Genomic DNA, 23,637 nt, shown 5'->3' with positions numbered 1-23,637 from the left:
TGAACTATCTCGCTATGCGCGAATTACCCGCTAACAGATTCAGCTCTTGCGAGTCGAGGATAGTAATGTACTTACCCTTAACTTCAATCAAGCCTGATTTTTGGAAACGCCCAAGTAAGCGACTGATGGTCTCTACGGTCAAACCGAGATAATTACCAATGTCACCGCGGGTCATGGTTAAGCGGAATTCTTTGGGCGAGAAGCCACGGCTACCAAAACGATTAGCCAGATTACTGATAAAGGCTGCCAGACGTTCTTCAGCATTTTTCTTGCTGAGTAGCAGGATCATTTCTTGATCGCTCATGATCTCATTGCTCATCAGGCGCATGATCTGCTGACGCAATTTAGGCATAGTGCCTGAAAGTTCATCGAGGATATTAAAGGGGATTTCACAGACCATGGAGGTCTCGAGTGCCTGTGCAAAACTCTGGTGCAACTGGGCGTGGATACCGTCAAAACCAATCACATCACCCGCTAAGTGGAAGCCGGTGATCTGCTCATCGCCTTGCTCGGTAATAGTGTAACTTTTGATGGTGCCAGAGCGGATCGCAAACAGGGATTTTAACGCATCACCCGATTTAAAAATTTGCTCGCCTTTTTGGATCGGCTTTTTACGCTCGATAATATCATCGAGCTGATCTAGCTCACTTGCATTGAGGGTAAAAGGAATACAAAGGGTACCCATACTGCAATCGTGACAATGGATTGTGCATCCGCTAGCGGCAGGACGACGATTCTTATTTTGTTCAATTGTCATGTTGATTCTCAAGTTTATCCACTGCAGCCATGTTAAACCAATTCACTCACTTGGGCTAGTTTAGCTGCGCGAGTGCGATATATAAAGTTTGACCACCAAACGCAATTAACAGTAAGCCGCTCAATCGTCTAACGGTTTTCTGTTGAACCCAAGCAGCGAGTCGTTTTGCTGCCACGCCTGCACTCAATAGGGCGGGTAAGGTGCCTAATCCAAAGGCTAACATAATCAAGGCGCCTTGGCTGGCAGAGCCAGATGCGACCGACCAGGTTAAGGTGCTATAGACAAGGCCGCAGGGGAGCCAGCCCCAAATGAATCCCGCCATAACCGCTTGGCTCGGATTTTGAATAGGAACAAGGCGTTGCGCTATGGGTTTTAAATATTGCCATAACCATTGGCCAACGCGCTCAATCTGCACGATTCCAACCCAAATTTTGGCGATATACAGCCCAGTTGCGATCATCATCAGTCCGGCAATGATGCGCAGCACAATCAAATACGTATCCAGTTCAAATAAGTGACCAAGACCTGCCGCCGAAGCGCCCACTAAGCCGCCCGCTAAGGTGTAACTCAAAATACGCCCAAGGTTGTAACTCAGTAGATACTTGAGCTGATGCGCAAGCAGATTACCTGTTTTGCCATTGGGGATTTGGGCTGAGAACGCACCCACTAAACCGCCACACATGCCAAAGCAATGTGCGGCGCCCATGAGACCAACGAGAAAAGCCCCAGTGACATTGTACTCAATCACTGCGTACTCAATCACAGAGGCATGCCTCTTTCTTGCGCTGCTTCGGCTTTCTCTTTCTCAGGTACGGGATGGCTGTTTGGTTTTACAGTGTCTTCGTCGAATAATATCGACACACTTTGGCGGTCTAAATCGTCAAATTGTTCGGATTTCACCGCCCAAAAAAATACCATTACAGCGATGGCGACAAAGATCATGGCAATGGGGATAAGCACATAAATAATTTCCATAATGACCTCTTACTATTCTGGTTTTACTTTTATTGTGATCACACTTTAACCCGCAATAATCTCAGGCTATTACCGACCACAATCAAAGAACTCGCCGACATGCCAATGGCGGCGATATAAGGTGCCACATGGCCAGTAACGGCTAAGGGCAAAATTAGGGCGTTGTAACCCAGCGCCCACGCTAAATTTTGTCTGATAATCTGTGTTGTCAGTTTCGCAACGCTGACGGCTTGGGTGAAGCGGGACAGATGATCCCCCAATAAAATTAAATCGGCACTGTTTTTCGCGATAGCACTGCCGCTGCCCATGGCCACAGACAAATCGGCTCCCGCAAGCACAGGCGCATCGTTGATGCCATCGCCAAACATGGCAACCCGTGTATGCTGTTGTAATCGGGTCACGAGGGCAAGTTTATCTGCAGGCATTAAGCCGCTGTGCACATCGTCAATCCCAAGCTCTTTTGCCAGTTGATGTACATGCCCCGAGCTATCGCCGCTGGCAATACTGATGCGGCAACCTTGCTGCTTTAACATTTCAACCGTGGCTTTGCTGTCTTGGCGAATATTGTCTTGAATTTCAAAGCTTGCCAGTACTTCAAGCTGTTCATTGCATGAACGTGCTAACCAAATCTTTTGGGCTGGGTCACGAGTATCAATACTCGCGCCGGTAAATACGGCATTGCCAATTAAGTAATCAGTGCCATCAATACGACCTCGAACGCCAAAGCCGACTTTATGGTGAACCTCTTCGGCAACCAATGCATTATCTGCAAACACGGTAAATGCCGCTGCAATCGGGTGGCGAGAGCCTGTTTCCAGCGCTGCGGCAATGGCTAAGGCTTGCGTCTTGGATAAATCTGCCATGCACTGCGTTTGCCCGATAGAGAGGGTACCACAGGTGAGGGTGCCGGTTTTATCAAAGACAACATGTTTGATCAGCGGCAGTTTTTCAAAGACACCGGCTTTGCGAGTAATAATCCCAAGGCGAGTGAAAATAGCGGTCGCGCAGGTGACTGCTGTCGGTGTGGCAAGTGCTAAGGCGCAAGGACAAGTGGCGACCAAAACCGAAAGTGTTACCCAAAAGGCATCCTCAGGGGAAATTTGATGCCAAACCAAATAGGTGATTGTCGCTATGGTCAGGATTGTGCCCGAGAAATAACGCGATAATTTATCGGCTAATAGCGCAATTGCAGGTTTAGTATTGGATGCAAGCTCCTGCAGTCGAATAATCTCAGCCACAAGTTGGTCTTGCCCTAGCGCTGTGACGCTAACTTTGATGGGTTGGTCGACGTTGATTGTGCCTGCGTAAACTTGGCTAGCAATAGTTTTTTCAATTGGCATTTGCTCGCCGGTGAGCATAGCTTCATTGATGCTAGTGTGACCTTCAATCACTACACCATCGGCTGCAATCATTTCACCCGGTTTGACGAGGATCACATCATTGAGACGTAACTTTTTGGCGGGAATTTCTTCCTGACCATTGTCGTTCACTAAGTGCGCTGTGAGCGGTACCAACTTATGCAAATTACTCGAGCTGACCGAGGCCTTTTGTCTGGCTTTCTGCTCGAAGTAGCGTCCCAATAACAGGAAGAAGGTAAACATGGACACTGATTCAAAATACACTTCGCCTGTGCCATTTACTGTGGCAAAACAGCTGGCAACGTATGCGCCGCCAATCGCAATGGACACAGACACATCCATATTGAGTTTGCCGCTGAGCAAGGTACGAATAGCACTGAAATAGAAGGGCTGCGCCGAGTAAAGCACCACGGGTGTGGCAAAAATCATGCTGACCCAACGGAAATAATCCCGATACTGCACATCTAAATCGGTGAAGTAGCCTGTATAGAGGGCGAGGGCGAACATCATCACTTGCATGGTCGCAAAACCCGCTAAGCCTAAGCGCAATAAAAACTTACGACTATTGAGTTTGTTGTTGAGCTCTTGCTCATCGACTTGATAGGGCGCGGCTTGATAACCGATGCGGCTAATTTGCCCGAGGATATCGCTGAGTTTTACCGTGCGTTTATCCCAACTGATCATCGCCCTTTGGGTGGTCGAGTTGACGAGCACTTGGCTTACGCCCGTTAGTTGTTTTACTTTGTGCTCAATCAACCAAGCACAGGCCGCGCAGGTGATGCCATCGATGGAGAGCGACACTGACTCGATATTGTCCTCAGAATGGACAAAGTCTTGCTGCACTTCGGGCAAGTCATAGGCACTAAACTGCGTTAAGGCTTCGGGGACGAGGGCGTTCTGTTTACTGCCGGGTTCAGTGCGGAACTTGTAGTAACTGAGTAATCCCGCATCCACAATCGCCTGAGAAACCGCCTGACAGCCAGGGCAACACATGAGTTCATCACGATCATTAATGCGGGTCACAAACTGCTGGCCCGTCAGCACGGGCTCTTGGCAGTGAAAACAACTTGGATACGTCATAGTGCTACTTATTTAACCACAATCAGTTCAGCCAAAGTTGGACGTGATCTTTTAATTCAACGCGCTGGTGAATGCGCCATTTGCCATCGTAACTTTCAAGACGCACTTCCCAAGGGCCGGTCAGTGTGGCAGGCACGGTAATGCGATACACATTACTGGCATCGGCAGTGGCGGTGAGCTTGATGTCTCTGTCGGCAATCGTGGGATGGTAGAACTCGACTTTTAGGGCAGCTTGAGAAGCGGGGCCACCTTGTTGCGTCAGTAAAATTTCATTATTAGTTTGTTCGAGTAAAAAGCTCATGCCGATTTGTTTGGCATACTTCACTTTACTCAAGTCCATATTAATGGCTTTGCCTTCTTTGTAGTAATCCTCGGCGACTAAAGAGTCCGAGTTAGTAAGGGCAATTTTCAGTGTGGTAAAACTTGCGATGACAGCACATAAAGGAAGAATAATTAAAAACCAAGGCCAGAACTGCTTATACCAGGCTTGTTGTTCGTTCATGTCAGATACCCATTCAAAAAATTTGCGCCATTTTACCGTTAAAAGCTGGTTTTAGCACTTTAAAAAAAAGGCCTCGAAGTCTTCGAGGCCTTAGCGTTACCCATATCTAATTACTTGTTTGACAAGCTATAAACATAAGCTGCGATTACGTGAACTTTCTCTTCACCGAGAACGTCTTTCCACGCTGGCATTACACCTGCGCGACCATGTTTAATGGTCTCTTCGATCACGCCACGGCTACCGCCATATAACCAAACATCGTCAGTTAAATTAGGAGCACCCATGAACTTGTTGCCTTTAGCGTCCATACCATGACACGCAAAACAACCTTTCATGAACGAGCCTTGACCTTGAGCTGCGAGTGTTTCATCGTGCTCACGACCAGACAATTTAACAACGTATTCAGCTAAACCCGCAATTTCGCTGTCATCGATTGGCAAACCACCTTTCGGCGGCATCATGCCATGACGACCACCCATGATAGTGGTTTTAATCGTGGCTAAGTCGCCACCATATAACCAGTCACCATCGGTGAGATTAGGGAAGCCTTTGCTACCACGTGCGTCAGAGCCATGGCACTGTGCGCAGTTTTGTAGGAACAAACGGCCGCCCACTTTCAATGCTTCTTGGTTTTTCACTAATTCTTCTAGTGGTGTTGCCAAGTAAGCCGCGAAGATTGGGCCATATTTTTCATTAGCGTGTTTTACTTCTTGGTCATACTGAACATAACGGCCTTCTTTTGCTGCAAGCTCAATGGCTGCGGCAGAATCGGCTTTAATACCTTGTTCAGTACCAATGCTTTGGTTAGAACTCGTCCAGCCTAAAAGGCCTTTGTAGTTACCTAAACCAGGAAATAAGGCTAGATAGATCAAGCCAAACACGATAGTGATATAGAACATATAACTCCACCATTTTGGCAGTGGGTTATTGAGTTCTTCAATACCGTCGAAACTGTGACCCATGGATTCGCCTTCTTTTACGCCGGTGGTGTTCTTTGAACACACACGCAGTAATAGAAAACAACCCGCGATCACGACTAACGAGAGTACGGTAATCCAAACACTCCAGAAGCTACTCATCACTTATTCTCTCCTGAGTCCTTCGATACCTTGCTGACTTCCTCATCGGAAAACACAAGGTTAGCTGCTTCATCAAATGATTTTTGACGACGCGAGCTATATGCCCAAGCAAATATACCGACGAAGGTCAGCATCACAATGATGGTTAAAATGCCTTGTAATGTGCCGTAATCCATATATTGCCTCCTTATTTGAGTGCGTGACCCAAAGACTGAAGATATGCAATCAAGGCTTCCAGCTCTGTCTTACCGACAACAGCTTTCTGTGCGCCTGCGATTTCTTCATCGGTATAAAGATCATTACCTTTGTAACCGCCTTTATGCATGTTACGTAGGATAGTCATCTTATCGCCCGTCAGTTCGCCGTCTAACTTGTTTTCGGCTAACCATGGGAACCCTGGCATATTTGATTGAGGTACTACAGCACGAGGATCGATTAAGTGAACTTCATGCCATTTATCGCTGTAACGACCACCAACACGTGCAAGATCAGGACCTGTACGCTTAGAACCCCATTGGAATGGATGATCCCAAACCGATTCACCCGCAACAGAGTAGTGACCATAACGTTCAGTTTCTGCACGTAAAGGACGGATCATCTGGCTGTGACAGTTATAACAACCTTCACGAACATAGATGTCACGCCCTTCAATTTGCAGGGCAGTGTATGGCTTTAAACCTTCAACTGGCTCAGTCGTATCTTTTTGAAAAATCAACGGTGTGATTTCAACCAGACTACCGAAACTGATAGCGATAACGGTAAAGATCGCTAACAAACCGATGTTTTTTTCAACTATCTCATGATTAAATTTCATCGAGTTTGCTCCTTTAAGCCGCTGTTGGTTCAGCCAATGCTGGCAATGAATCTTTAGAGGCTTTCACAGTACGGATCACGTTATATGCCATGATCAGCATACCGGTCAGGAAGAAACAACCGCCAAGGAAACGTACAAAGTAGAAAGGATATGAAGCTTCAAGACTCTCAACAAAGCTATAAGTCAAAGTACCGTCAGCATTCACTGCGCGCCACATTAGACCTTGCATTACACCTGAAATCCACATAGAGACGATGTAAAGCACAGTACCAATAGTCGCTAACCAGAAATGGACGTTGACTAACTTGATGCTGTACATACGGCCGTGGCCGAACAATACAGGGATCAAGTGATACAGAGAACCAATAGACACCATTGCAACCCAGCCTAGCGCGCCGGAGTGAACGTGACCGATAGTCCAGTCTGTATAATGTGATAGTGCGTTAACTGTCTTAATTGCCATCATCGGACCTTCGAAGGTAGACATACCGTAGAAAGACAGAGAAACGACTAAGAAACGCAGTACAGGGTCAGTACGCAGTTTATGCCAAGCACCAGACAAGGTCATGATACCGTTAATCATACCGCCCCAAGAAGGTGCGAATAGGATCAGTGACATCACCATACCTAAAGACTGAGTCCAGTCAGGTAAAGCTGTGTAATGTAAGTGGTGAGGACCAGCCCAAATATACAGTGCGATCAAAGCCCAAAAATGGACAATAGATAGACGGTAAGAGTACACAGGACGACCCGCTTGCTTAGGTACGAAGTAATACATCATCCCCAAGAAGCCTGCGGTTAATAAGAAACCTACAGCGTTGTGACCATACCACCACTGCACCATAGCATCGACAGCGCCGCTATACAGAGAGTATGACTTGAACAGACTGACTGGTACTGCCATAGAGTTAACTATGTGTAGTACGGCAACGGTAATAATAAAGGCACCAAAGAACCAGTTCGCCACGTAAATATGCGAAGTCGTTCGTTTGATAATAGTACCGAAGAACACAATAGCGTAGGACACCCAAACGATAGTAATTGCGATATCGATAGGCCATTCTAATTCAGCGTATTCTTTACCTTGGGTGAAACCCATTGGCAAAGTGATAGCTGCTGACAGAATGATGGCTTGCCATCCCCAAAACGTAAATGCGGCTAACTTAGGTGCAAATAGTCGGGTTTGACAGGTGCGTTGTACGACATAATAGGATGTTGCAAAAAGGGCTGATGTACCGAACGCGAAGATCACCGCATTGGTGTGTAATGGTCGCAAGCGACTATACGTTAACCAAGGAGTGTCAAAGTTCAGCTGAGGCCAGATTAACTGAGCCGCAATTAATACGCCGACTGACATACCAACAATACCCCACAAAACTGTGGTTAAGGCAAATTGGCGGACAATGGCGTAATTGTAATCAGCGCCTGTTGGCTGGGAATGGTTCATCATAATGCTTCCACTGCTTATTACTTTTACTTTTAGTAAAGACAAGCTTTACCTGTTATAAAATGACATAAAACTCAGCTTCCCTATTCAGGTTGCTGAGTCATGTCAATGCGTTACCCTGCATATTTTTGCTCAAATATGAGGTTTCGCAATGATACTTGAGCAATATCAAAAAAGATACCAAAGAAGGGGTGTAGAAAGTTGATCTAGATCAACCTACGCCATAGAATGTTAACATATTGCGTCGTAAGGTTAATCTTTGTGCTAAATCGTCCTAATCCCTATTTATTCATTGCGTTAATTCTCTTCAATCTCACAGCTTGTACTGAAGATGCTAAGCAAGTCACGCTTAAAAGCAGTCTTGATCCTTCACTTTGTCAGTTTTCGGCAGGGGATTGTGTTAAACAAGTGGGCGATATCAAACTCACTGTTAGTCTGTTGCCAGCAAATGCACCGAGCGAAAAGCCATTAACATTAACGCTATTAGCGTCTTCGCCCATTACCGATGTGCAAATTCGCTTAGAAGGAAGAGATATGTTTATGGGCGTTATTCCCGTTAATGTGAAGCAAACCGACGAAAGGACTTATATTGGTCAAATGGTATATGGCTCTTGTAGCAGTGGTTATATGGTTTGGCGCGGCTTTGTTAGTTTCAACCTTAATGGCGAAACTAAAACGGCAGTGTTTGATTTTCTCGCTGATGACAACGGTTAAGACTGGCTTAATACTGACTCAAATAGCCTTCAAAACTTTCGGACAATTACCGCTGGTTATCGCAGCTTAATTGTCCTTCCAGTTGTCTTTTACTTTGACAAAAATATCCACATTATCGATAAAAAGCTGCAATAAGTGTGGATCAAAGTGTTTTGCGGCGCCTTTACGCATTTCAGCTAACACTTCCTCTAAAGGCCAAGCCGTTTTATAGCAGCGGGCATGGGAAAGTGCATCAAACACATCTGCAATAGCCACAATCCGCGCGAAAATGTGAATTTCGTCTTGTTTTAAATTTGCGGGATAACCAGAACCATCATATTTTTCATGGTGTTGCAGTGCAATAATCGATGCAGCTTTGAGGATCGGGCGCTCTGAATTCGCCAAAATCTGATGACCAATCGTAGGGTGCTGACGCATGACTTGCCATTCTTCATCATCTAACTTACCAGGTTTGAGCAGAACGGCATCGGGGATCGCTATTTTACCTATGTCATGCATAGGTGAGGCGCGGCGCAGTAAATCGGCTTCGTATTCAGGTAAACCAGCGAGTAAAGCGAGTTGGGAGCAATATTCCGCCATACGTTTCACGTGATTGGCGGCTTCTTTTGAGCGGCTTTCAACCACATCCCCTAAACGCAGAATGAGCTCAGATTGGGTATCTTCGACTTCTTGACTGAGCAGCAAGTTTTCAAATGCAACGCCGACGTTGATGGCAAAAATATCAATGAGCTTCTTATCAAGATCATCAATTTTATCAATACCATCCATATACAATAGATTGATTAACCCGCTTTTTGTGGGGAAGTAACCGACAAAACAGTTGTCTTCATAGAGGCAGCGTTTTTGCGTGAGCGCATTGCGCAGCAAGCGGTCGATATGCTCTGGCAATTGAGTAATATGGTTTTTATTGGAAAACTGGCCTGTTCCCGCGAGGATCTCTATGTTCACGGGATCAAGATGGCCGCTGATCGCATCAATGGCATTGCATGTCAGCAGCAGGGTTTCTGAATCCAGATTAAGCAGGGTGGCGACTTGAGTAAGCAGTCCATCGGCGAATTTATGCAGGGTGCGTAGCTCAAATAATCCAGATGTTGCTTCTAGTACTCTTTCTAACCCTTTACGGTGGTTGATTTGGGTACGCCTTGCTTGCTCAATTTCCATGATATCGCGATAGGAGCGCAGGGCAGAGTAGACGCTAGTCATGAGTTTACGGGAATCGAGTTCAGCTTTGGCTTTGTAATCATTAATATCGTAATTGACGATAACGTCTTCTTCAGGTGCTTGACCAGGTTGGCCCGTGCGCAGGATTAATCGTGTGGTTTTATTTTGGAGTTCTTCACGGATCCATTTCACTAACTCTAAGCCTGCATGATCACTCTCCATCACAACATCAATAAAGGCGATGGCGATATCACGTTCTTGATTGAGTAACTCTTTTGCTTGTTCAGCACTGTAGGCATTGATAAAGGTGAGGGCGCGGCCATCGAGTTTAAAGCGGGATAGGGCAAGTTTAGTGACGGTATGAACATCAGGTTCATCATCGACCACTAATACCTTCCAAGGAATACCAGACTCAGTTGTCTCGGTATGCTTTTTACCGGAAAACAGCGGGTTTTTCTTTGCAAGATCAATCAGCATCCGATACCTCATTCAAATAAAAATAATGATCACATAATCAGTGTAGTAGACACATTTCAAACAAGTGCAAAATCTTACATTAAATAGCGAGGTGAGTGGCAAACCTTCAACTGAGTTGTTGATAACAGTTATCATTTGTGTATTCTGTTAATATCACACTATGATTGGAGGGTAAGGGCATGAGTCAGCGGATTAATTTATCGATTTCACCCCATAAACTGGCACAGCTTATACAGGATGGACACCTCTGCGCTGCGGACTTTAGGTGCTTGGACAGTCAATCTAAACAGCAAGTGTGGCAGTTATGCCTGATTTGTTGCCAAAAGCGCATTACGTGCCAGCAATGTACGTTTTCAACTTGCACTAAAAATCTGGCCTCTCTTGATGCCGATAAATAACGTTATCGGCATTTGCGTTTAAGTATTATCATATTAGAAACCCTTATAATTCAGATGTAATATGCAACTTCCTCCAGTAATCCCGCTATTTGACTCATTTGAATTCATACAAGTTGGCAATAGTGTTGTTAACCACTACATCACTCAAATCAGCATGAAAAAGGTGGTTGATGCGGGCTTAGTGATCGAGCACGCCAGTGATTGGTTGTTTGAACAAAAGCACAACGAAAACAACTATAAAGCCTATCGCAGCGAGCTCACTACGTTTCTGCATTGGTGTTTTGATGTGGTTTCAATGTCGCCCATTGAAGTCACACGCAAAGACATCAGCCATTACGTTGATTACTGCCAAGCGCCGCCCATAGCACTGATTGGCTATTTTAATGTGCCGCAGTTCAAGTTTGATAAAATGCATGATGAACGGGTTCCAAACCCGCAATGGCGGCCATTTGTCGGTAAAAAACGACTCGGACAAATCCAGCCTTATGCGTTAAGCGACAATGCGTTAAAAACAAAAATGGCTATTTTGTCTTCGTTTTACTCGTACCTGACAAGCGAAGAATATTGTGAGCGTAATCCTGCGCAGATCTGGCTGAATCACAGTCGGTTCGCGGCCAATCGGCAATATCAGCGCCAGAGTCATGAAGAGGAAAACAGCCTCGCATTCACTGAATTGCAGTGGTCATACATTATGGCAACTGTAACCGCGCTGGCAGAAGCATCCCCAGAATTACATCAAAGAAGTTTATTTCTGATTTCATTGATTTATTGCTGCTATTTACGCATCTCAGATGTGTCTGCACGTGCAGGTTATTCACCGGTGATGGATCAGTTTAAGCACAATCAACAAACGGGTATTTGGAGTTTTCATATTCCATTGAGTAAAGGCGGTAAAAGGCGCAGCGTGGCAATCTCAAAAGCTTTACTCGATGCTTTAGTTAAATATCGTCAGTTTTTAGGATTAGCGGATTATCCAGCGCCAAACGAGAACCATCCTTTGTTTGTTCGGCACAAAGCCGCTGGCCGCGGTCGAGATGTGGGTATCCTCAATGCCAATCTCGGTATTCGCCAAGTCCGCGATGAAATTCAAAGTATTATCAATCTGGCAGCAGAAAGTATCGAGACAGATGGTTTTGCACAAGACGGTGCACAGATGCGTAAACTCACGGCCCATAATATTCGCCACACAGGCATCACGCACGATATCAATATCAACCGCAGACCATTATCCCATGTACAAGCCGACGCGGGCCACGAGAGTATCGACACCACATCGCAGTATTTGCACACAAGCCAAATCGAACGTCATGAAAGTGCATTCAATAAACCAATAGACCATTTAAAAGGCATAGAGTAACTAAGCCCTAAGCCATGACTCATTGTTTATGGCCACACAGATTGAGAATCTCAGGCACTACATAATAATCATGTTATTCAAGGGTATGGAGATTTAGTAAAACGGTATCCATATCACATGAGTTGAGATTTCTACACATTAAAGCTCCTAAGTCGTATATACGATAGAAGACTTCTGATTGAATGGTGCATAAGTATCAATAGGTTAGATTACATTCTAGATATAAGTATAAGAGGAATTCTCAGTCTGCCGCGAAATCTCATTCTGAGTGGCCACGAACAGTGTTCGTGGTCACACAGAATGAGAATCTCAGGCAGCCGTAATTGAACTTATTCAATGACTTGATGGTTTAACGAAATAACAACACTGCCATTCAAGTTGAGATTTTTGAACATTTTTGCCACCTAAATTGAGATTTATTTTTCACCTTAAAATCAATGGCTTGGTGGTGATACTATGCTTTATTCGCCGCCAATCTATTCATTTTCCACAAATCAAATATCAAGTCAACGCATATCGGATTGCTTCAAGGTTTCTACTTACATATGTTGTAGGTGTGGTAAGTGAGCCGCCGACAATACAGGCGTATATTTAAAAATCTAAACGAATTGAAATTTGCGCGGATAAAACGCCATGTTTTAAATCGTATCTGAGTGCGGAGGTCTGCTACATATATTTGGAACGGATATTGGGTGCAGGACGATATTGCTTTAATGAGTTAAGCGATGGGGATATTAAGTGGGATTTATATGAATGGCTTTCAGCTTAAAACCCACATCATTACCGATGACGAATGTGGGTTTTAACCTTAGTGTCGATGCTTTAGGATAAATCGTAAGCACCTCATATATATAGTTTTTAACAGGTAGCATTGCTTTGTTATATGAGTGATAACTGCATCGGTTTTTGTTGCTGGCGTATTTGTAGTACATCTTCAAATTGGCAAAGTGCCAGACTGCCGGCACGCGCGACGCGAGGAGGGCGAAGTTTACCCATTTTTCTAAGTGCGTGAAGTAGCTCCATGGGTAAGCCTGTTAATGATACCGCTTTCTCTAGGGAGATAGCGTCATATTGCCGCTTGCTAAAGACGTCTTTTGCAAAGCGTATAAAAGACGCCGGTTCGCACCAGATAGCACGTCGTAAATTGTGACCTTCGCCATATCCTAACTGCAGGCGGCCTTCTTTGAATCCTATGAGAATGTCATACATTTCAACATCATTATGCACCATGACCTCCGTGAGTGTTGATAAGCACACCATGCCAGGTTGGATGTCGTTACCGACTAACAACTGGAAAATAGGTGCGACATCAATTTGGCTATTATGGTGAAGTCTGCTTTTACGTGCATGTTTCACTAAATTAACGTGTTGAAGCAGCTGCAATTCTTCTGGCCTCAGCTCAAGTAGCCGAGACGCTTTTCCAAATGGAAGCCATTGTTCTGTCACCGGAAGAGCAATGCCATCTGCGGGGGTAGCTGGGATAACAATATCTAACGTAGCGGCAGGCCACGTACAGGAAAGTGTTTCAAGGAACTGCACAATAGCCACACTGCGGATATTGTGAGGTAGTAAAGATGAGGTTGCCTGAAGTGTCTTTTGTACCCACTCTCGAAAAAATGCATTATCCGTTAATAACCGATACCCCTTTTCGAGCATGTTTTCATAAAATGGCAGTGAAGCATAGGCGTTCGGTTTGAGCGCCATGATGTGCTCTTTTTCCAATACCAGTGCGGCATAGAGGCAATCTGACACTTGAGCCTCGCTCAATGAACGTACATTTTCTGACGAGGGTTTCAGTTGTACCCCGCATCGAGGAGAAGTACAGTGCCCTTTTATAAGTGGAATATCCCAAGCAAGGCTTTCGTAACACGTGGTGCATTGACTCGTCAGTGCAGATTGGTGTTTGGAACAGGCATGACAAAACGGATTTTGCACTTCCGTTAACAGGTAGCCATCTTCATTCAAGCACTGAATACACACTTTAGGGTTGAGTTGAATGTTGCGGTTAAACATCGGATTGATAATCGTAGAAAACACATCACCTTGGCTTATTGGTATGCCAAATTTAGCATTCAGAGCCGGTGTAATTTGAAGCTTAATAATGTTATTTTGCTCAGTTGACGACAGTATACTCCCAATCCTTGCGTAACCATTAACGCGCGCTAAACGAAGAAGGTAACCGATGCTAACTTCATCAGGTTTTCTCTGTGGCGAAAAGGCTAAAGACACGTTTTCAACTCCCGCTTTAATTTCTGGTATTCATGTGTGACCGCAGCGTCTATTGCCCTATAGCTATATTCAGACTCATCAAAGGGATTATTGACGTTTTGGCTGTAAATATAAAAGTTCGCTTTTAAACGCATCATCAGTGTGTGGCGGTCTTTGATATGACTCATATCTTCACGCATGAATAAGCCATCAAGGGTACTGAAGCTGCGCTCCATATAGGCAACGTAAAGTCTATCTAATAGCTCTTTATCCTCGATACCAATTTGAGGAGCGCTGATTTGCTGTAGAAAGCTGTTGATACAATCAACCCATTCTTGCGTTCTCGGTAAGATACGATGCAGTTTTACTGACCTCAGCATTCGGCGACTGAGTTGCTCGTTGTCGTCGACGGTTTTATCCACTTCGCCGAAGGTCAGGAGTCGCATGGCCCGCTCACTACCGATAAAGACAATTGAACAAGTGAGCGTGTCGAGTAGGGCGCAGAAGTATTTCAACATGTCTAATGCAATTTTCCCTTGTTTAGCAGGAAAAACCTGTTGAATTTCATCAAGAATAATAAGCTCGACACCACGTGCTTTAATCAGAAATCGAAATTGCTTATCTAACTCACCCGCGGCAACTTTACCTATGGGGGGCTGCACGCCTAATTCCGTTATCAACAGTCGTAAAATATCATCAACTTTGCTTTTCGCTTCTTGAAAACGGTAAGTAAATATCGGCAGACGAATGTGGTCGACTTCTTTCACCGGAGGAAACTGAGCGGCATAACATTCAGCGATGTAGGTTTTGCCTTCGCCCGATTTACCATAAATGAGCACGCCTTTTTTATTATTGGGAAGGTGACACATTTGATGAACTCGCCCAATTTGTTCATGGGCGTGTTTAACCAATGTATGTTTAACAATAAAGGTGTCTACAGGTGTAGGTATGCTGACTACCATAAGGCTTTAGTGTCCCTTTGCGTGTTATCAATAATTTGTTCTGGTTCATTCAGTTGGCTTGCGCGTTGTTTGTCAGCCAATTCAGTCTTGTCTAATGAGTTTTGCCACTTAATATCTTTTAACGAATCAGTCGCATTGGCATTCTGAATGCGCTGCTCGATTGACAGTTCTTTTGCATTATTGTCTTCAAACGAACTTGTCGGTTTGCCACTTCGTTTAATACGTACTGTTTTGGCGGGAATGAAACGGTCAATCGTGACGGCATATTGACCGGTAACCTGATGTTTTTCAGTTTGGAAAATGTGTTGTCCTTTCTGCACTTTGCCATTTAACTGTGCAAAGGAAACGGGCCAACGCGAGTTGATTTCTTCATCATAATTATAAGCAACGATTGACCTGGCCTCTGTCTCGTTCGGGAGCGCAACGCTGACAGTGACACTGCTTGCATCATAGGGGTTGTAAAACACCTGAACGGTGGGGTTGACGTTTTTGTGACCATAGGTCATGAGTAACGTATGCACTTTTTTCAGTTCAACACTGGTGAAGCGGTGTTTCAATACACGGACAAAACCTCTTGAATCGAGTTGCTGCTCATGCGCCTGTGTCGCGACATGGAAGTGGTGCTTAATAGAATCGTAATCATAATAAGATTGCACCACCCTAGATTGCTGCCAACAGAATATCGGTGAACAATTTAACCCTGAATGGGTCTTGTGAGCGTATTCTGTCAGCATGGTATTGATTATCTTTGTGAACGTACTGGCAGTGATATGCGTATTCTTAAGTGGATTTATTTTTGTTCTAGTGCCTTTTTTCGGATAGGTATTTAAACCAACAGTGCGGTTGCCGGCTGAATCCGTCACCACCATCGATTCAAATTTTTGCCTAAACACTCTAAAGTGCGATTCTACAAAGGGTTTCGCTGACGGTGTATTCGAAGGGGTATAAACGATATTGCTCCCCAGCTGTTCACATAGACTCTTAATTAACTTGTTGTTAAATGCAGGGCCATTATCCATGATGAACGTATCTGTCTTACCGCAAAAGGGGAGATTGTCGTCACGCAAATACGTATTTTGGATCAACTGTAAAACAACCTCCGTCGCTTCTCCTTTGCCATAATCAAAAACCATACTTAGCGGTGCACGCGTATAACAATCAAGTGCATAATAGATGACCACAGGCTCAGTTAACTCCCCCGTGACATCATCAATAACACGGATATTTGTGTGCAAACAATCGAGTTCAACACGTTGCAATGGGTAATGCAGTTTTATCCGTTTAATCAGGTTAAGTGAGAGCTGCTGACGTTCAGCGTGGGGAGTTTTTGGATCGTCTAATTTGTCACAAATCGACTGTCTCGCTTCAATTCTGCGCGAAAACGTTCGTTTGCTTGCAACGATAATATTGGGATTTGTTTCACGTGCTTTCAGCGCATCTTGTTTGTAACAAGCATAATGACCCGTAGCCACTTTATGGCGACTATCTTGGTAAGTCGTGCTCAAATACGTGTCGATTAACGCGTTAGACTCCTCACCGATACGAGGGGTATGTGAGCGTGATTTACAGATTAAACTGTCATCATTGAAACGTGAGCTTATCCAAGTCTTCCAGTAACGGTTAATCGTTGTTTTCTTGGGATGTTCAGCCCCTCTGAGTGCAGGGTAATTCTCCTCAACAACTTCAATCATTTTCTGATAGGTAGTGGACGTCGTCGGCTTTAGGGTTTCGTCGTTCTGCAGCATGTCGCGCAGCGTATGAATATAAACAATCCGCGAATCCCGAGTCGCTTGCTGTACTGGGGACAAAATGAGACGCGTTTTTTCGACCGGTTTGGGGAAAAGGGTTTTCTCATGCAGTTTTGTGCTAAATACATCTAGCGCTAAGAACTCTCGCGTTTTTTCATCATCATCCACTTCGAGCAAAATCGACACGTCATCAGCAAACAAGACCGTCATGATGTCGCCGTTGCTATTGTGGAATTGATGGTCACGCGCCTGAGCAAACATCACGATAGCATCACCTTATTCAGGGTTGTGCTTGCCAGTAGCAACTGTGATTTGTCGAATTGGTAAAAACCGGCTCCGACTAAATGATATGCATCACCCACGGACGTTTGGCTTCTAGGCTTGAGCCAATCGACTAACGCCTCAAATGTCAATAATTCAGGTAGGTCTGCATGGTTGAGCGTACATGATAACCGTGCAGAACGCCGATTAGCGATTAACTGGAGGTTGGTATAAATCATGGGCGTTAACTGACGCTCATCAACGAGGACGATAGGGACATTAGCCGTCTTAAGTGAGTATTCATTGAATAGCGCTAATCGCGACTGGAAGTCTTTCGTGATATGGCTTGAATGATGGACTTCAATAAATGCCGCAGTACCATTAGCATATTTAATAAGAAAATCAGGTGTATATCGAATGATCTTATTGGTAATACTGTCATGGAGATGCAGGCTTTCAGGCTGCGCAGCATAGGCAACGATATTCGGTTCACACTCCATCTGCGCCGCAATACACAATTCAAGGAATGATTCGACCTTCAGCGGGGCTTGATTCTTCTGCGAAAAATATTGATATACATGCCTGCCGCGTGATTTATTCGCTTTATACTTGTTACTCACGTTACACCTCTTGCTACATTTCAGAGTGCTAACCGTTAATTTGCAGCGGAAAAATTAATCTCTGCTAAAATTAAAGGTTACCCCTATGGATAAGGCAAACGTCTTTCCCGACACGGGGAAAGCGCTCACGTGTGTTTGTTAACACGCGAGCAGCATATTCAATTTTCGAAAATCCACAAAAACTTGTGAATTTTCGCGCAAGGCACAATTCATTTTAAAAAAACATGCAGGCGTTCATCACGCTTCGATGCCCCCAATCGCTATTGATACCTCGCTGTTTTATTTCAATTCTTTTAGCTTGAAAGCGTATTTTAAAAACGCATCACATTCAAAAAATGCATTCACAATGATTTTTAAAAATCATTGTTTTTAAAGCATTAATTTTAAAATATGCTCTGCATAAGCGCATTTTTGCTGTAAATCCATCTTTACAAAATGACGATGTGAACATCGCTAACTTAAGGGTAAGCCGATTAATCCACATTAAAATTTGTTACTACATAACAATGATATAAACGACGAATTAACCTTAAATTTGTCAGCAAAAAAATATTTTTGAGGAAATGGAGATTTTTTTTAGCCAACCGTGAAAAAAGGCAAGTTTATTGTTTTTAATTACGCATAACCCATTCGAAAGTTGCCCCTGATGTCGCGATTTGGAAATGCATGTTTGTTTGGCCAGATAAACGCATGCTGAACCTCGATGGGCAAGACGCGCTAAACACGCCGGAATGCAGCAGCATGCCTTCATGTGGCGTATTAACGCGAGAGTTGAGTAAGGGGCAAATGTTTGAAGCGTACTCTATTTGTTGTCCACAAGAGAGGGGAAGGTTGGTGATATGACTGATAACATTACCATCTATAACGTTTTTGCTTGTCAAGGCATGCGGGTATTAGACCTTAGATACCGAACCTACTTCTGGCTAGGATAATGAACTGCGGTCGATCCGTTCATTCCTGAGTCACAATAAAATATACGAATGCAACGACGAACAGTGGATACAACAATGCCAATCTTAAGTTATCAATATGGCAGTCTGTTCTAAATAGCTTATGCCCCAAAACGAGTTAACAAGTTGTCAGTAGATCAGTAACAAACGGACTTTCTGTCTTAGACATTTTCATCATTACACCCGTGTGATGTAATTCATTACTACCCATCAAAAACTGGATAATTATACAGTCGTATTCAAATTATAAGGATTTTTGAACGATTTTCATCCTGTATTCGTGCGCGTTTTCTCATTTTCGTTTAAATAAATAGCATTAAAATTAATTACTTATACTTTTCATTAAGCAGATAATAGGTTTGGGAAACGCGCATGCGCGTTTTTCCAGATGGTGTATTTGAAAAAAAGCTGATAAGTTCCTTTTATTACAAGTAATTAACAGTGCGCGTTTTTACTGGTCTAATGAGGTAAACGCGCATGCGCACTAATAAAATGTTATGTAACAAGGAGAGTAATGTGAAATTTGGAATCATAGTAATTTGTTTGGCTGCATTACTTTCTGCCCCGTCATATGCTGATGAAAATAGCTCAATTGGTTTTAAAACAGTCGCCCTAGCTTTGGAAGCATTAAAAAATAAAGATGGGACGAAAACTAGTGTGCAAGGCGGATGGACAATCATCGAAGACCAAGAAGACTCTAATATGGTCTTATGGTCGTTTACTCCAGATTCACACCCTGCGCATCCAGCAGCAGTAAAGCGTACAGTGCTTGAGAAAAAACAAAGTGTTTATATTCAAATGACAGCTCTTTGTCAGGCTAAAAAGGCTGCCTGCGATAAATTAATGCAGGAATTTGAAGAGCTTAATCAAAACATCATGAAAGGCTCATGACACATGTTACATAATCGGGTAGCCGGAGGTATCTAGCCTCCAGCCCCCACACCACCCTGCATGCGGCTCCGCACAGGGCGGTTCATTTAGAACGCCTAACCTGTTTTCTGGTTCGGATAGTGAACCGCGATCCATCCATCTCTCAGTGAATACAATCCTGCTTTCTTAAGATACTCATTACTCAGCGCTTGCTGTATTCCTGGTGTTTTCGAGCTCCGCCATGGGCCTTTACTTGTGATCCCACAAGCAACGGCAGCTTGGATCCTGACGCCACGTTTAAGTAAGTTTTGTACCTTAGTCCGCGGTTTTCGCCACTGACGCCAGTAGCACATACGCACTCGACGACGGATCCAATGGTCTAAATCGACACACCCTTGATAAGCGTTGGCTATGCCAAAGTAGTTGATCCAGCCTTGCATGTATTGCCGTACTTTAAACAATTGATATCCCATGCTAACGCCCCAATTTCGGTTCGTCAGGCGTTTCATCTTTTGTTTAAAAATGTGTAATGTTTTAGCATGCCACTGGATCTTCCCGCGGTTAAAGGTAAAACCGAGGAACTTGCTTTGACCTACCTCTACCACTTGGCTTTTCTGTTCATTAACAACCAGTTTTAGCTTAGTGGCAAGGTAGCGAGTAATACTCTTGAGTACCCGCTCTCCCGCTCGAATAGACTTTACCAAAATGATAAAGTCGTCCGCGTAGCGGGCGAATTTGTGCCCTCGGCTTTCCAGCTCTTTATCAAGACTGTCCAACATAATGTTAGAGAGTAATGGCGAGAGTGGGCCGCCTTGAGGCACGCCTTCGAAGCTTGCTTCAAATTGGTCGTTGACCATCACACCAGCTCGCAGGTATTTACCAATAAGCGCCAGCAGACGCTTATCCTGTACCTTGATCCTCAATTGAGTCATCAACAGGTCGTGATTTACTCGATCAAAGAACTTGGACAGATCAACATCGACGGCAAATTTGCGCTTCTGTTTGATGATATCTCTGACTTGCAAGACCGCTTGTTTGGCATTCCTATTCGGTCTAAAGCCGAAGCTATTAGCCGAGAAGAAAGGGTCAAACAACGGCGTGAGAATTTGAGCAATAGCTTGCTGTATCACACGATCAATGACGTTAGGGATACCCAGTTTGCGTTTACCGCCATCGGGTTTGTCGATCTCTACGCGTCTGACTGCTGAAGGGTTATATTCACCTCGTTCCAGTAGAGATTTACACCGTTGCCAACCGCCTTGTTGCATCCAAAGCGGGAAGGCTTCGATAGTCATGCCATCGATGCCAGCCGCGCCTTTATTGGCTTTAACTTGACGCCAAGCTCGGTGTAGATTTTCAGGTTCGAGTAGTTGTTGGAATAAATCGCTGTTGAAGGCCGGTTGCATATCAATACGCTGCCGATAGTAATCGTCTGGCGACGTAGTGGGTATCGACAAGTTTGACAAGACTCCTCCTTCTTCTAAATGTTCAGGCCTTCACCATATCCCAACCATTACGATGGGCGTTGGGCTACTATGCCGTCTGCTGACTTCTGCTTAATCACATACCGAGTTACCCCGTCATGCGCTATCGGTTTTCATCTGGTTCGCTCTTTTCAGTCGATGAGATTGAAAAGCCAAGGCACTTAATAGACCAGAGCCTTACTGGTTATTGACCGATCGCGTGTTAAGCAGATCTCCCCAGATAAGAACATGAACTTTCTTTGCACTGCTGCATCATTTACGGTGGCCATTAGATCACGTGGTTTCGTCGTCTTGTGCCAACTCACCTCTAGCCTACGCCTCATATGATGTTCTTGTTCATCAGCTCGCAAATTTGCTAGCGGCTTCCTTCAGACCAATCCTCGCGGATAAGCCCTTGCCATTCGCTAGTAGTTAACGTTTAATAACAGCATGTTATTGAACGGTGACCTTCCTACAGAGGACTTTCACCTCATTAGTTCATGCCCATGCTGGGCGTACACAAGTTACTCAAAAGGACGCAAAACGCTTGGCTTGCGCTCCTTCGTCGCTAATTTTAGCCAAGCATTTATGCGCCTATTAGTAAGGCGTTAAATCTCTTTAGGTAGTACGATATGGATTTCGAGATCGAATTAAACAAAGTAAAGTTTGATGAATGTCATGAAGCAGATCTTGGAATGCTTTATGACTTTATCGAACGTATTGAAAAGCTTCCAAATAAGAGGGATGCTATTCCAGCGATATTTAGATTCATGGAAGAATCTCATGACAAAGAGTTAGGATCGCCTGGGCCATTGGTTCACTTCTTAGAAGAAAAAAATGATTATCACAAAGCTTTGAAAGAATCATTGAAGCGTAAGCCTACAGTTCTTACTTTGTGGATGGTAAACAGAATAATTAACGGTGTTCCTGAAGCTGAAAAATCAGAATGGTTATCGATTTTAGAGACAGTTTCTAGTAATGAATCAACTGATGACATAACTAAAGATGAAGCTAAAAAGTATTTGGAGTATCAGCGTGGCGAGATTTAACAAGCGGCTGTTGTTGCCGCTGGAAAGCGCGGCGGGACGCGTAAAAAGCACTCGCCCCAAAGCCGAGCGTTAGCTGCTAGGAGAAGTCATGAGTGATTGGCCATTTGATCAGATAGAAACCTGTGTGGCGGTGACAAACAAAGACATTATTCATGAGGGTGCTCCAATACTTCATGTATGCCACGATGAAGAAGATCATGGTTGGCAATTCATCGGATTAGATGATGCAGAAGAAGAAAATATTGCGCTCGTATGTATGGCTGAAATTGTAAAGTTAGACCCTACGGTTAAAGAGGTGGCACATATCCCTCCTGGCTGGCATGCTTGGCGTCAACATGTTGGTGCAGAATGGGAAATTGAAGAATATGCAGAGTAATCAGCTAACAAGTAGCACCAACGGACTCCGTAATATTTGCACCTTTTGCGCAAAGAAACGCACAAAAGTCGCCAACATTACTACGCCGTTGTGCTAGGCGTTATGTTTTAAAGGAAATGACATGGATGTAATCTTCGACTTAGAAAAAGAAAATGCTGATTGGGCTTCTGAAATAAACAACGAGCTTCAATCGTCATTCCCTGAATTTTTTACGGAACACCCTCACATTGGCACCTCTGAATGGTGGGCTTCATTGTCGCCGGATATCTCAAAGGGCAAAATTACGCATGTTGGCCCATTCGTCAAAGATGGCCAGCTTTACGACATTGTTTCAATCGAGCCTTTGGATGACGATCTAAATGGGGCTCAACCTGGCGCTATCGGACAACCTGAGTTTTCTTTGGCAAGAGAAGATTATTGGCTTTCTGATAGTGTTCGTGAAGGTAAGTTTGTTCAGATTGAGTCAGTCACTTTGCTGCCTACTGGTGAGCTGGATGAGCATTCAATCTACATCGAGACAAAGGTATCGGTGTGGTAAAACATAACAATCCGCGTCATTCGGGGCCTGCGTCCCCTGCGACGCTCACACGTTCGCGCGCATGCGCGGGGCGTTATGCATTAAGGATGTCATGAGTACGAATCCAATCACAGCAGCCATTCCGTTATGGTATGCCCAGATGAGCTGGGCGAAAGAGCTAATTCGACTTGGGTTCGGCCTATCGAAAGTAGAGGACATTCTTTCTAGCGAAAATCGTGGTTGCAAATTAGTGCCAGGAACAGCTTGGAATATTCGGACTCATGGTATCGGAGTAGATGTTTTTAAAACTCCAGGTGTTGGAGGAATCGATTTTGATTTTGACAAACCCGACCCAGATCCGTGGCGAATGCAGATTTTTATTGAAAGGCAAGTAAACGATGGAAACTTGCCATACGAGAACTACCGCGAATTACTTGATGATGAAGAACTGATGAAAAAGGCCATTTCAGAGGCGTTGTCACAAAATGCATAAC

The 23,637-nt window shown here is 44.3% G+C and carries 23 protein-coding genes; 8 read left to right on the top strand and 15 right to left on the bottom strand.

What is annotated here, in order from left to right; translation table 11 throughout:
- Positions 1-4: 4 nt before the first annotated feature.
- From etrA to ccoN, 9 genes are all read right to left on the bottom strand, one after another.
- A complete protein-coding gene (etrA, locus tag AC5YB3_RS00370; RefSeq protein ID WP_006081599.1) occupies positions 5-757 on the bottom strand; it encodes an electron transport transcriptional regulator EtrA in 753 nt (250 codons plus the stop codon).
- Positions 758-812: 55 nt separating this feature from the next.
- A complete protein-coding gene (locus tag AC5YB3_RS00365; protein WP_494527208.1) occupies positions 813-1,505 on the bottom strand; it encodes a sulfite exporter TauE/SafE family protein in 693 nt (230 codons plus the stop codon).
- 11 nt (positions 1,506-1,516) lie between these two features.
- Positions 1,517-1,732, bottom strand: coding sequence for a cbb3-type cytochrome oxidase assembly protein CcoS (gene ccoS, locus AC5YB3_RS00360; protein WP_006081601.1), 216 nt, complete (start codon positions 1,730-1,732; stop codon positions 1,517-1,519).
- Positions 1,733-1,770: 38 nt separating this feature from the next.
- Entirely contained in the window at positions 1,771-4,170 is a 2,400-nt protein-coding gene (locus AC5YB3_RS00355; protein ID WP_494526292.1) for a heavy metal translocating P-type ATPase, read from the bottom strand.
- Between the two features lie 22 nt (positions 4,171-4,192).
- A complete protein-coding gene (locus AC5YB3_RS00350) occupies positions 4,193-4,672 on the bottom strand; it encodes a FixH family protein (protein WP_263182351.1) in 480 nt (159 codons plus the stop codon).
- Positions 4,673-4,782: 110 nt separating this feature from the next.
- Positions 4,783-5,751: a cytochrome-c oxidase, cbb3-type subunit III gene (gene ccoP / locus AC5YB3_RS00345; protein WP_063884424.1), complete on the bottom strand. Its 969-nt coding sequence runs from the start codon at positions 5,749-5,751 to the stop codon at positions 4,783-4,785.
- A complete protein-coding gene (locus AC5YB3_RS00340; RefSeq protein ID WP_006081605.1) occupies positions 5,751-5,927 on the bottom strand; it encodes a CcoQ/FixQ family Cbb3-type cytochrome c oxidase assembly chaperone in 177 nt (58 codons plus the stop codon). The genes ccoP and AC5YB3_RS00340 overlap by 1 nt, the downstream gene beginning before the upstream one ends.
- Positions 5,928-5,938: 11 nt before the next feature.
- The gene (gene ccoO / locus AC5YB3_RS00335) at positions 5,939-6,565 is read right to left on the bottom strand and encodes a cytochrome-c oxidase, cbb3-type subunit II (protein ID WP_071939829.1); all 627 of its coding nucleotides are present in this window, start codon (positions 6,563-6,565) and stop codon (positions 5,939-5,941) included.
- A gap of 13 nt (positions 6,566-6,578) precedes the next feature.
- On the bottom strand, positions 6,579-8,015 hold the full coding sequence (gene ccoN, locus AC5YB3_RS00330; protein WP_006081607.1) for a cytochrome-c oxidase, cbb3-type subunit I: 1,437 nt from the start codon (positions 8,013-8,015) through the stop codon (positions 6,579-6,581).
- 258 nt (positions 8,016-8,273) lie between these two features.
- Between ccoN and AC5YB3_RS00325 the strand changes: the two genes are divergently transcribed.
- Complete coding sequence (locus AC5YB3_RS00325; RefSeq protein WP_494526291.1) at positions 8,274-8,726, top strand: hypothetical protein; 453 nt, start codon at positions 8,274-8,276, stop codon at positions 8,724-8,726.
- 66 nt (positions 8,727-8,792) lie between these two features.
- On the opposite strand, the gene AC5YB3_RS00320 is transcribed toward AC5YB3_RS00325, so the two are convergent.
- Complete coding sequence (locus tag AC5YB3_RS00320) at positions 8,793-10,364, bottom strand: DUF3369 domain-containing protein (protein ID WP_427615873.1); 1,572 nt, start codon at positions 10,362-10,364, stop codon at positions 8,793-8,795.
- 179 nt (positions 10,365-10,543) lie between these two features.
- On the opposite strand from AC5YB3_RS00320, the gene AC5YB3_RS00315 reads away from it, so the two are divergent.
- Positions 10,544-10,762, top strand: a complete 219-nt coding sequence (locus AC5YB3_RS00315; RefSeq protein WP_494526290.1) for a hypothetical protein — start codon at positions 10,544-10,546, stop codon at positions 10,760-10,762.
- A 61-nt stretch (positions 10,763-10,823) separates the two neighbouring features.
- Positions 10,824-12,119 carry a tyrosine-type recombinase/integrase gene (locus AC5YB3_RS00310; RefSeq protein ID WP_494526289.1) on the top strand — a complete coding sequence of 432 codons (1,296 nt, stop codon included), beginning with the start codon at positions 10,824-10,826 and terminating at the stop codon, positions 12,117-12,119.
- 879 nt (positions 12,120-12,998) lie between these two features.
- Here AC5YB3_RS00310 and AC5YB3_RS00305 read toward each other — a convergent pair.
- The 4 genes from AC5YB3_RS00305 to AC5YB3_RS00290 are packed head-to-tail and all read right to left on the bottom strand — an operon-like array spanning position 12,999 to position 17,918.
- A complete protein-coding gene (locus AC5YB3_RS00305; RefSeq protein WP_494526288.1) occupies positions 12,999-14,348 on the bottom strand; it encodes a hypothetical protein in 1,350 nt (449 codons plus the stop codon).
- Positions 14,339-15,289: a TniB family NTP-binding protein gene (locus AC5YB3_RS00300; RefSeq protein WP_115334638.1), complete on the bottom strand. Its 951-nt coding sequence runs from the start codon at positions 15,287-15,289 to the stop codon at positions 14,339-14,341. Before AC5YB3_RS00300 ends, AC5YB3_RS00305 begins: the two co-directional genes overlap by 10 nt.
- On the bottom strand, positions 15,283-17,298 hold the full coding sequence (locus AC5YB3_RS00295) for a TnsB C-terminal domain-containing protein (RefSeq protein ID WP_310802531.1): 2,016 nt from the start codon (positions 17,296-17,298) through the stop codon (positions 15,283-15,285). The genes AC5YB3_RS00300 and AC5YB3_RS00295 overlap by 7 nt, the downstream gene beginning before the upstream one ends.
- Positions 17,298-17,918 carry a TnsA endonuclease N-terminal domain-containing protein gene (locus AC5YB3_RS00290; protein ID WP_411357648.1) on the bottom strand — a complete coding sequence of 207 codons (621 nt, stop codon included), beginning with the start codon at positions 17,916-17,918 and terminating at the stop codon, positions 17,298-17,300. The genes AC5YB3_RS00295 and AC5YB3_RS00290 overlap by 1 nt, the downstream gene beginning before the upstream one ends.
- Positions 17,919-19,384: 1,466 nt before the next feature.
- Here AC5YB3_RS00290 and AC5YB3_RS00285 point away from each other — a divergent pair.
- Positions 19,385-19,759, top strand: coding sequence for a hypothetical protein (locus tag AC5YB3_RS00285; protein ID WP_006087603.1), 375 nt, complete (start codon positions 19,385-19,387; stop codon positions 19,757-19,759).
- Positions 19,760-19,854: 95 nt separating this feature from the next.
- On the opposite strand, the gene ltrA is transcribed toward AC5YB3_RS00285, so the two are convergent.
- A complete protein-coding gene (ltrA, locus tag AC5YB3_RS00280) occupies positions 19,855-21,204 on the bottom strand; it encodes a group II intron reverse transcriptase/maturase (protein ID WP_014609903.1) in 1,350 nt (449 codons plus the stop codon).
- Positions 21,205-21,833: 629 nt separating this feature from the next.
- On the opposite strand from ltrA, the gene AC5YB3_RS00275 reads away from it, so the two are divergent.
- The 4 genes from AC5YB3_RS00275 (at position 21,834) to AC5YB3_RS00260 (ending at position 23,636) form a co-directional block, all read left to right on the top strand.
- Positions 21,834-22,250, top strand: a complete 417-nt coding sequence (locus tag AC5YB3_RS00275) for a hypothetical protein (protein ID WP_115334096.1) — start codon at positions 21,834-21,836, stop codon at positions 22,248-22,250.
- 88 nt (positions 22,251-22,338) lie between these two features.
- A complete protein-coding gene (locus AC5YB3_RS00270) occupies positions 22,339-22,626 on the top strand; it encodes a hypothetical protein (protein ID WP_012088263.1) in 288 nt (95 codons plus the stop codon).
- A gap of 121 nt (positions 22,627-22,747) precedes the next feature.
- The gene (locus AC5YB3_RS00265) at positions 22,748-23,164 is read left to right on the top strand and encodes a hypothetical protein (protein WP_494526287.1); all 417 of its coding nucleotides are present in this window, start codon (positions 22,748-22,750) and stop codon (positions 23,162-23,164) included.
- Positions 23,165-23,255: 91 nt separating this feature from the next.
- The gene (locus AC5YB3_RS00260) at positions 23,256-23,636 is read left to right on the top strand and encodes a DUF6896 domain-containing protein (RefSeq protein ID WP_173497372.1); all 381 of its coding nucleotides are present in this window, start codon (positions 23,256-23,258) and stop codon (positions 23,634-23,636) included.
- Position 23,637: the final 1 nt, after the last annotated feature.

This window comes from Shewanella sp. 1311, from assembly GCF_059338235.1.
This window is presented reverse-complemented; position numbering and strand designations above follow the sequence as displayed.

Excerpts from the sequence above, each read along its gene's own strand:
- AC5YB3_RS00320 (WP_427615873.1), bottom strand. The coding sequence starts at position 10,364 with ATGCTGATTGATCTTGCAAAGAAAAACCCGCTGTTTTCCGGTAAAAAG.
- AC5YB3_RS00295 (WP_310802531.1), bottom strand. The coding sequence starts at position 17,298 with ATGTTTGCTCAGGCGCGTGACCATCAATTCCACAATAGCAACGGCGAC.
- ccoP (WP_063884424.1), bottom strand. The coding sequence starts at position 5,751 with ATGAGTAGCTTCTGGAGTGTTTGGATTACCGTACTCTCGTTAGTCGTG.
- etrA (WP_006081599.1), bottom strand. The coding sequence starts at position 757 with ATGACAATTGAACAAAATAAGAATCGTCGTCCTGCCGCTAGCGGATGC.
- AC5YB3_RS00350 (WP_263182351.1), bottom strand. The coding sequence starts at position 4,672 with ATGAACGAACAACAAGCCTGGTATAAGCAGTTCTGGCCTTGGTTTTTA.
- AC5YB3_RS00265 (WP_494526287.1), top strand. The coding sequence starts at position 22,748 with ATGGATGTAATCTTCGACTTAGAAAAAGAAAATGCTGATTGGGCTTCT.
- AC5YB3_RS00300 (WP_115334638.1), bottom strand. The coding sequence starts at position 15,289 with ATGGTAGTCAGCATACCTACACCTGTAGACACCTTTATTGTTAAACAT.
- AC5YB3_RS00355 (WP_494526292.1), bottom strand. The coding sequence starts at position 4,170 with ATGACGTATCCAAGTTGTTTTCACTGCCAAGAGCCCGTGCTGACGGGC.
- ccoS (WP_006081601.1), bottom strand. The coding sequence starts at position 1,732 with ATGGAAATTATTTATGTGCTTATCCCCATTGCCATGATCTTTGTCGCC.
- AC5YB3_RS00275 (WP_115334096.1), top strand. The coding sequence starts at position 21,834 with ATGGATTTCGAGATCGAATTAAACAAAGTAAAGTTTGATGAATGTCAT.
- AC5YB3_RS00260 (WP_173497372.1), top strand. The coding sequence starts at position 23,256 with ATGAGTACGAATCCAATCACAGCAGCCATTCCGTTATGGTATGCCCAG.
- ccoN (WP_006081607.1), bottom strand. The coding sequence starts at position 8,015 with ATGATGAACCATTCCCAGCCAACAGGCGCTGATTACAATTACGCCATT.
- AC5YB3_RS00315 (WP_494526290.1), top strand. The coding sequence starts at position 10,544 with ATGAGTCAGCGGATTAATTTATCGATTTCACCCCATAAACTGGCACAG.
- AC5YB3_RS00270 (WP_012088263.1), top strand. The coding sequence starts at position 22,339 with ATGAGTGATTGGCCATTTGATCAGATAGAAACCTGTGTGGCGGTGACA.
- AC5YB3_RS00340 (WP_006081605.1), bottom strand. The coding sequence starts at position 5,927 with ATGGATTACGGCACATTACAAGGCATTTTAACCATCATTGTGATGCTG.
- ccoO (WP_071939829.1), bottom strand. The coding sequence starts at position 6,565 with ATGAAATTTAATCATGAGATAGTTGAAAAAAACATCGGTTTGTTAGCG.
- AC5YB3_RS00310 (WP_494526289.1), top strand. The coding sequence starts at position 10,824 with ATGCAACTTCCTCCAGTAATCCCGCTATTTGACTCATTTGAATTCATA.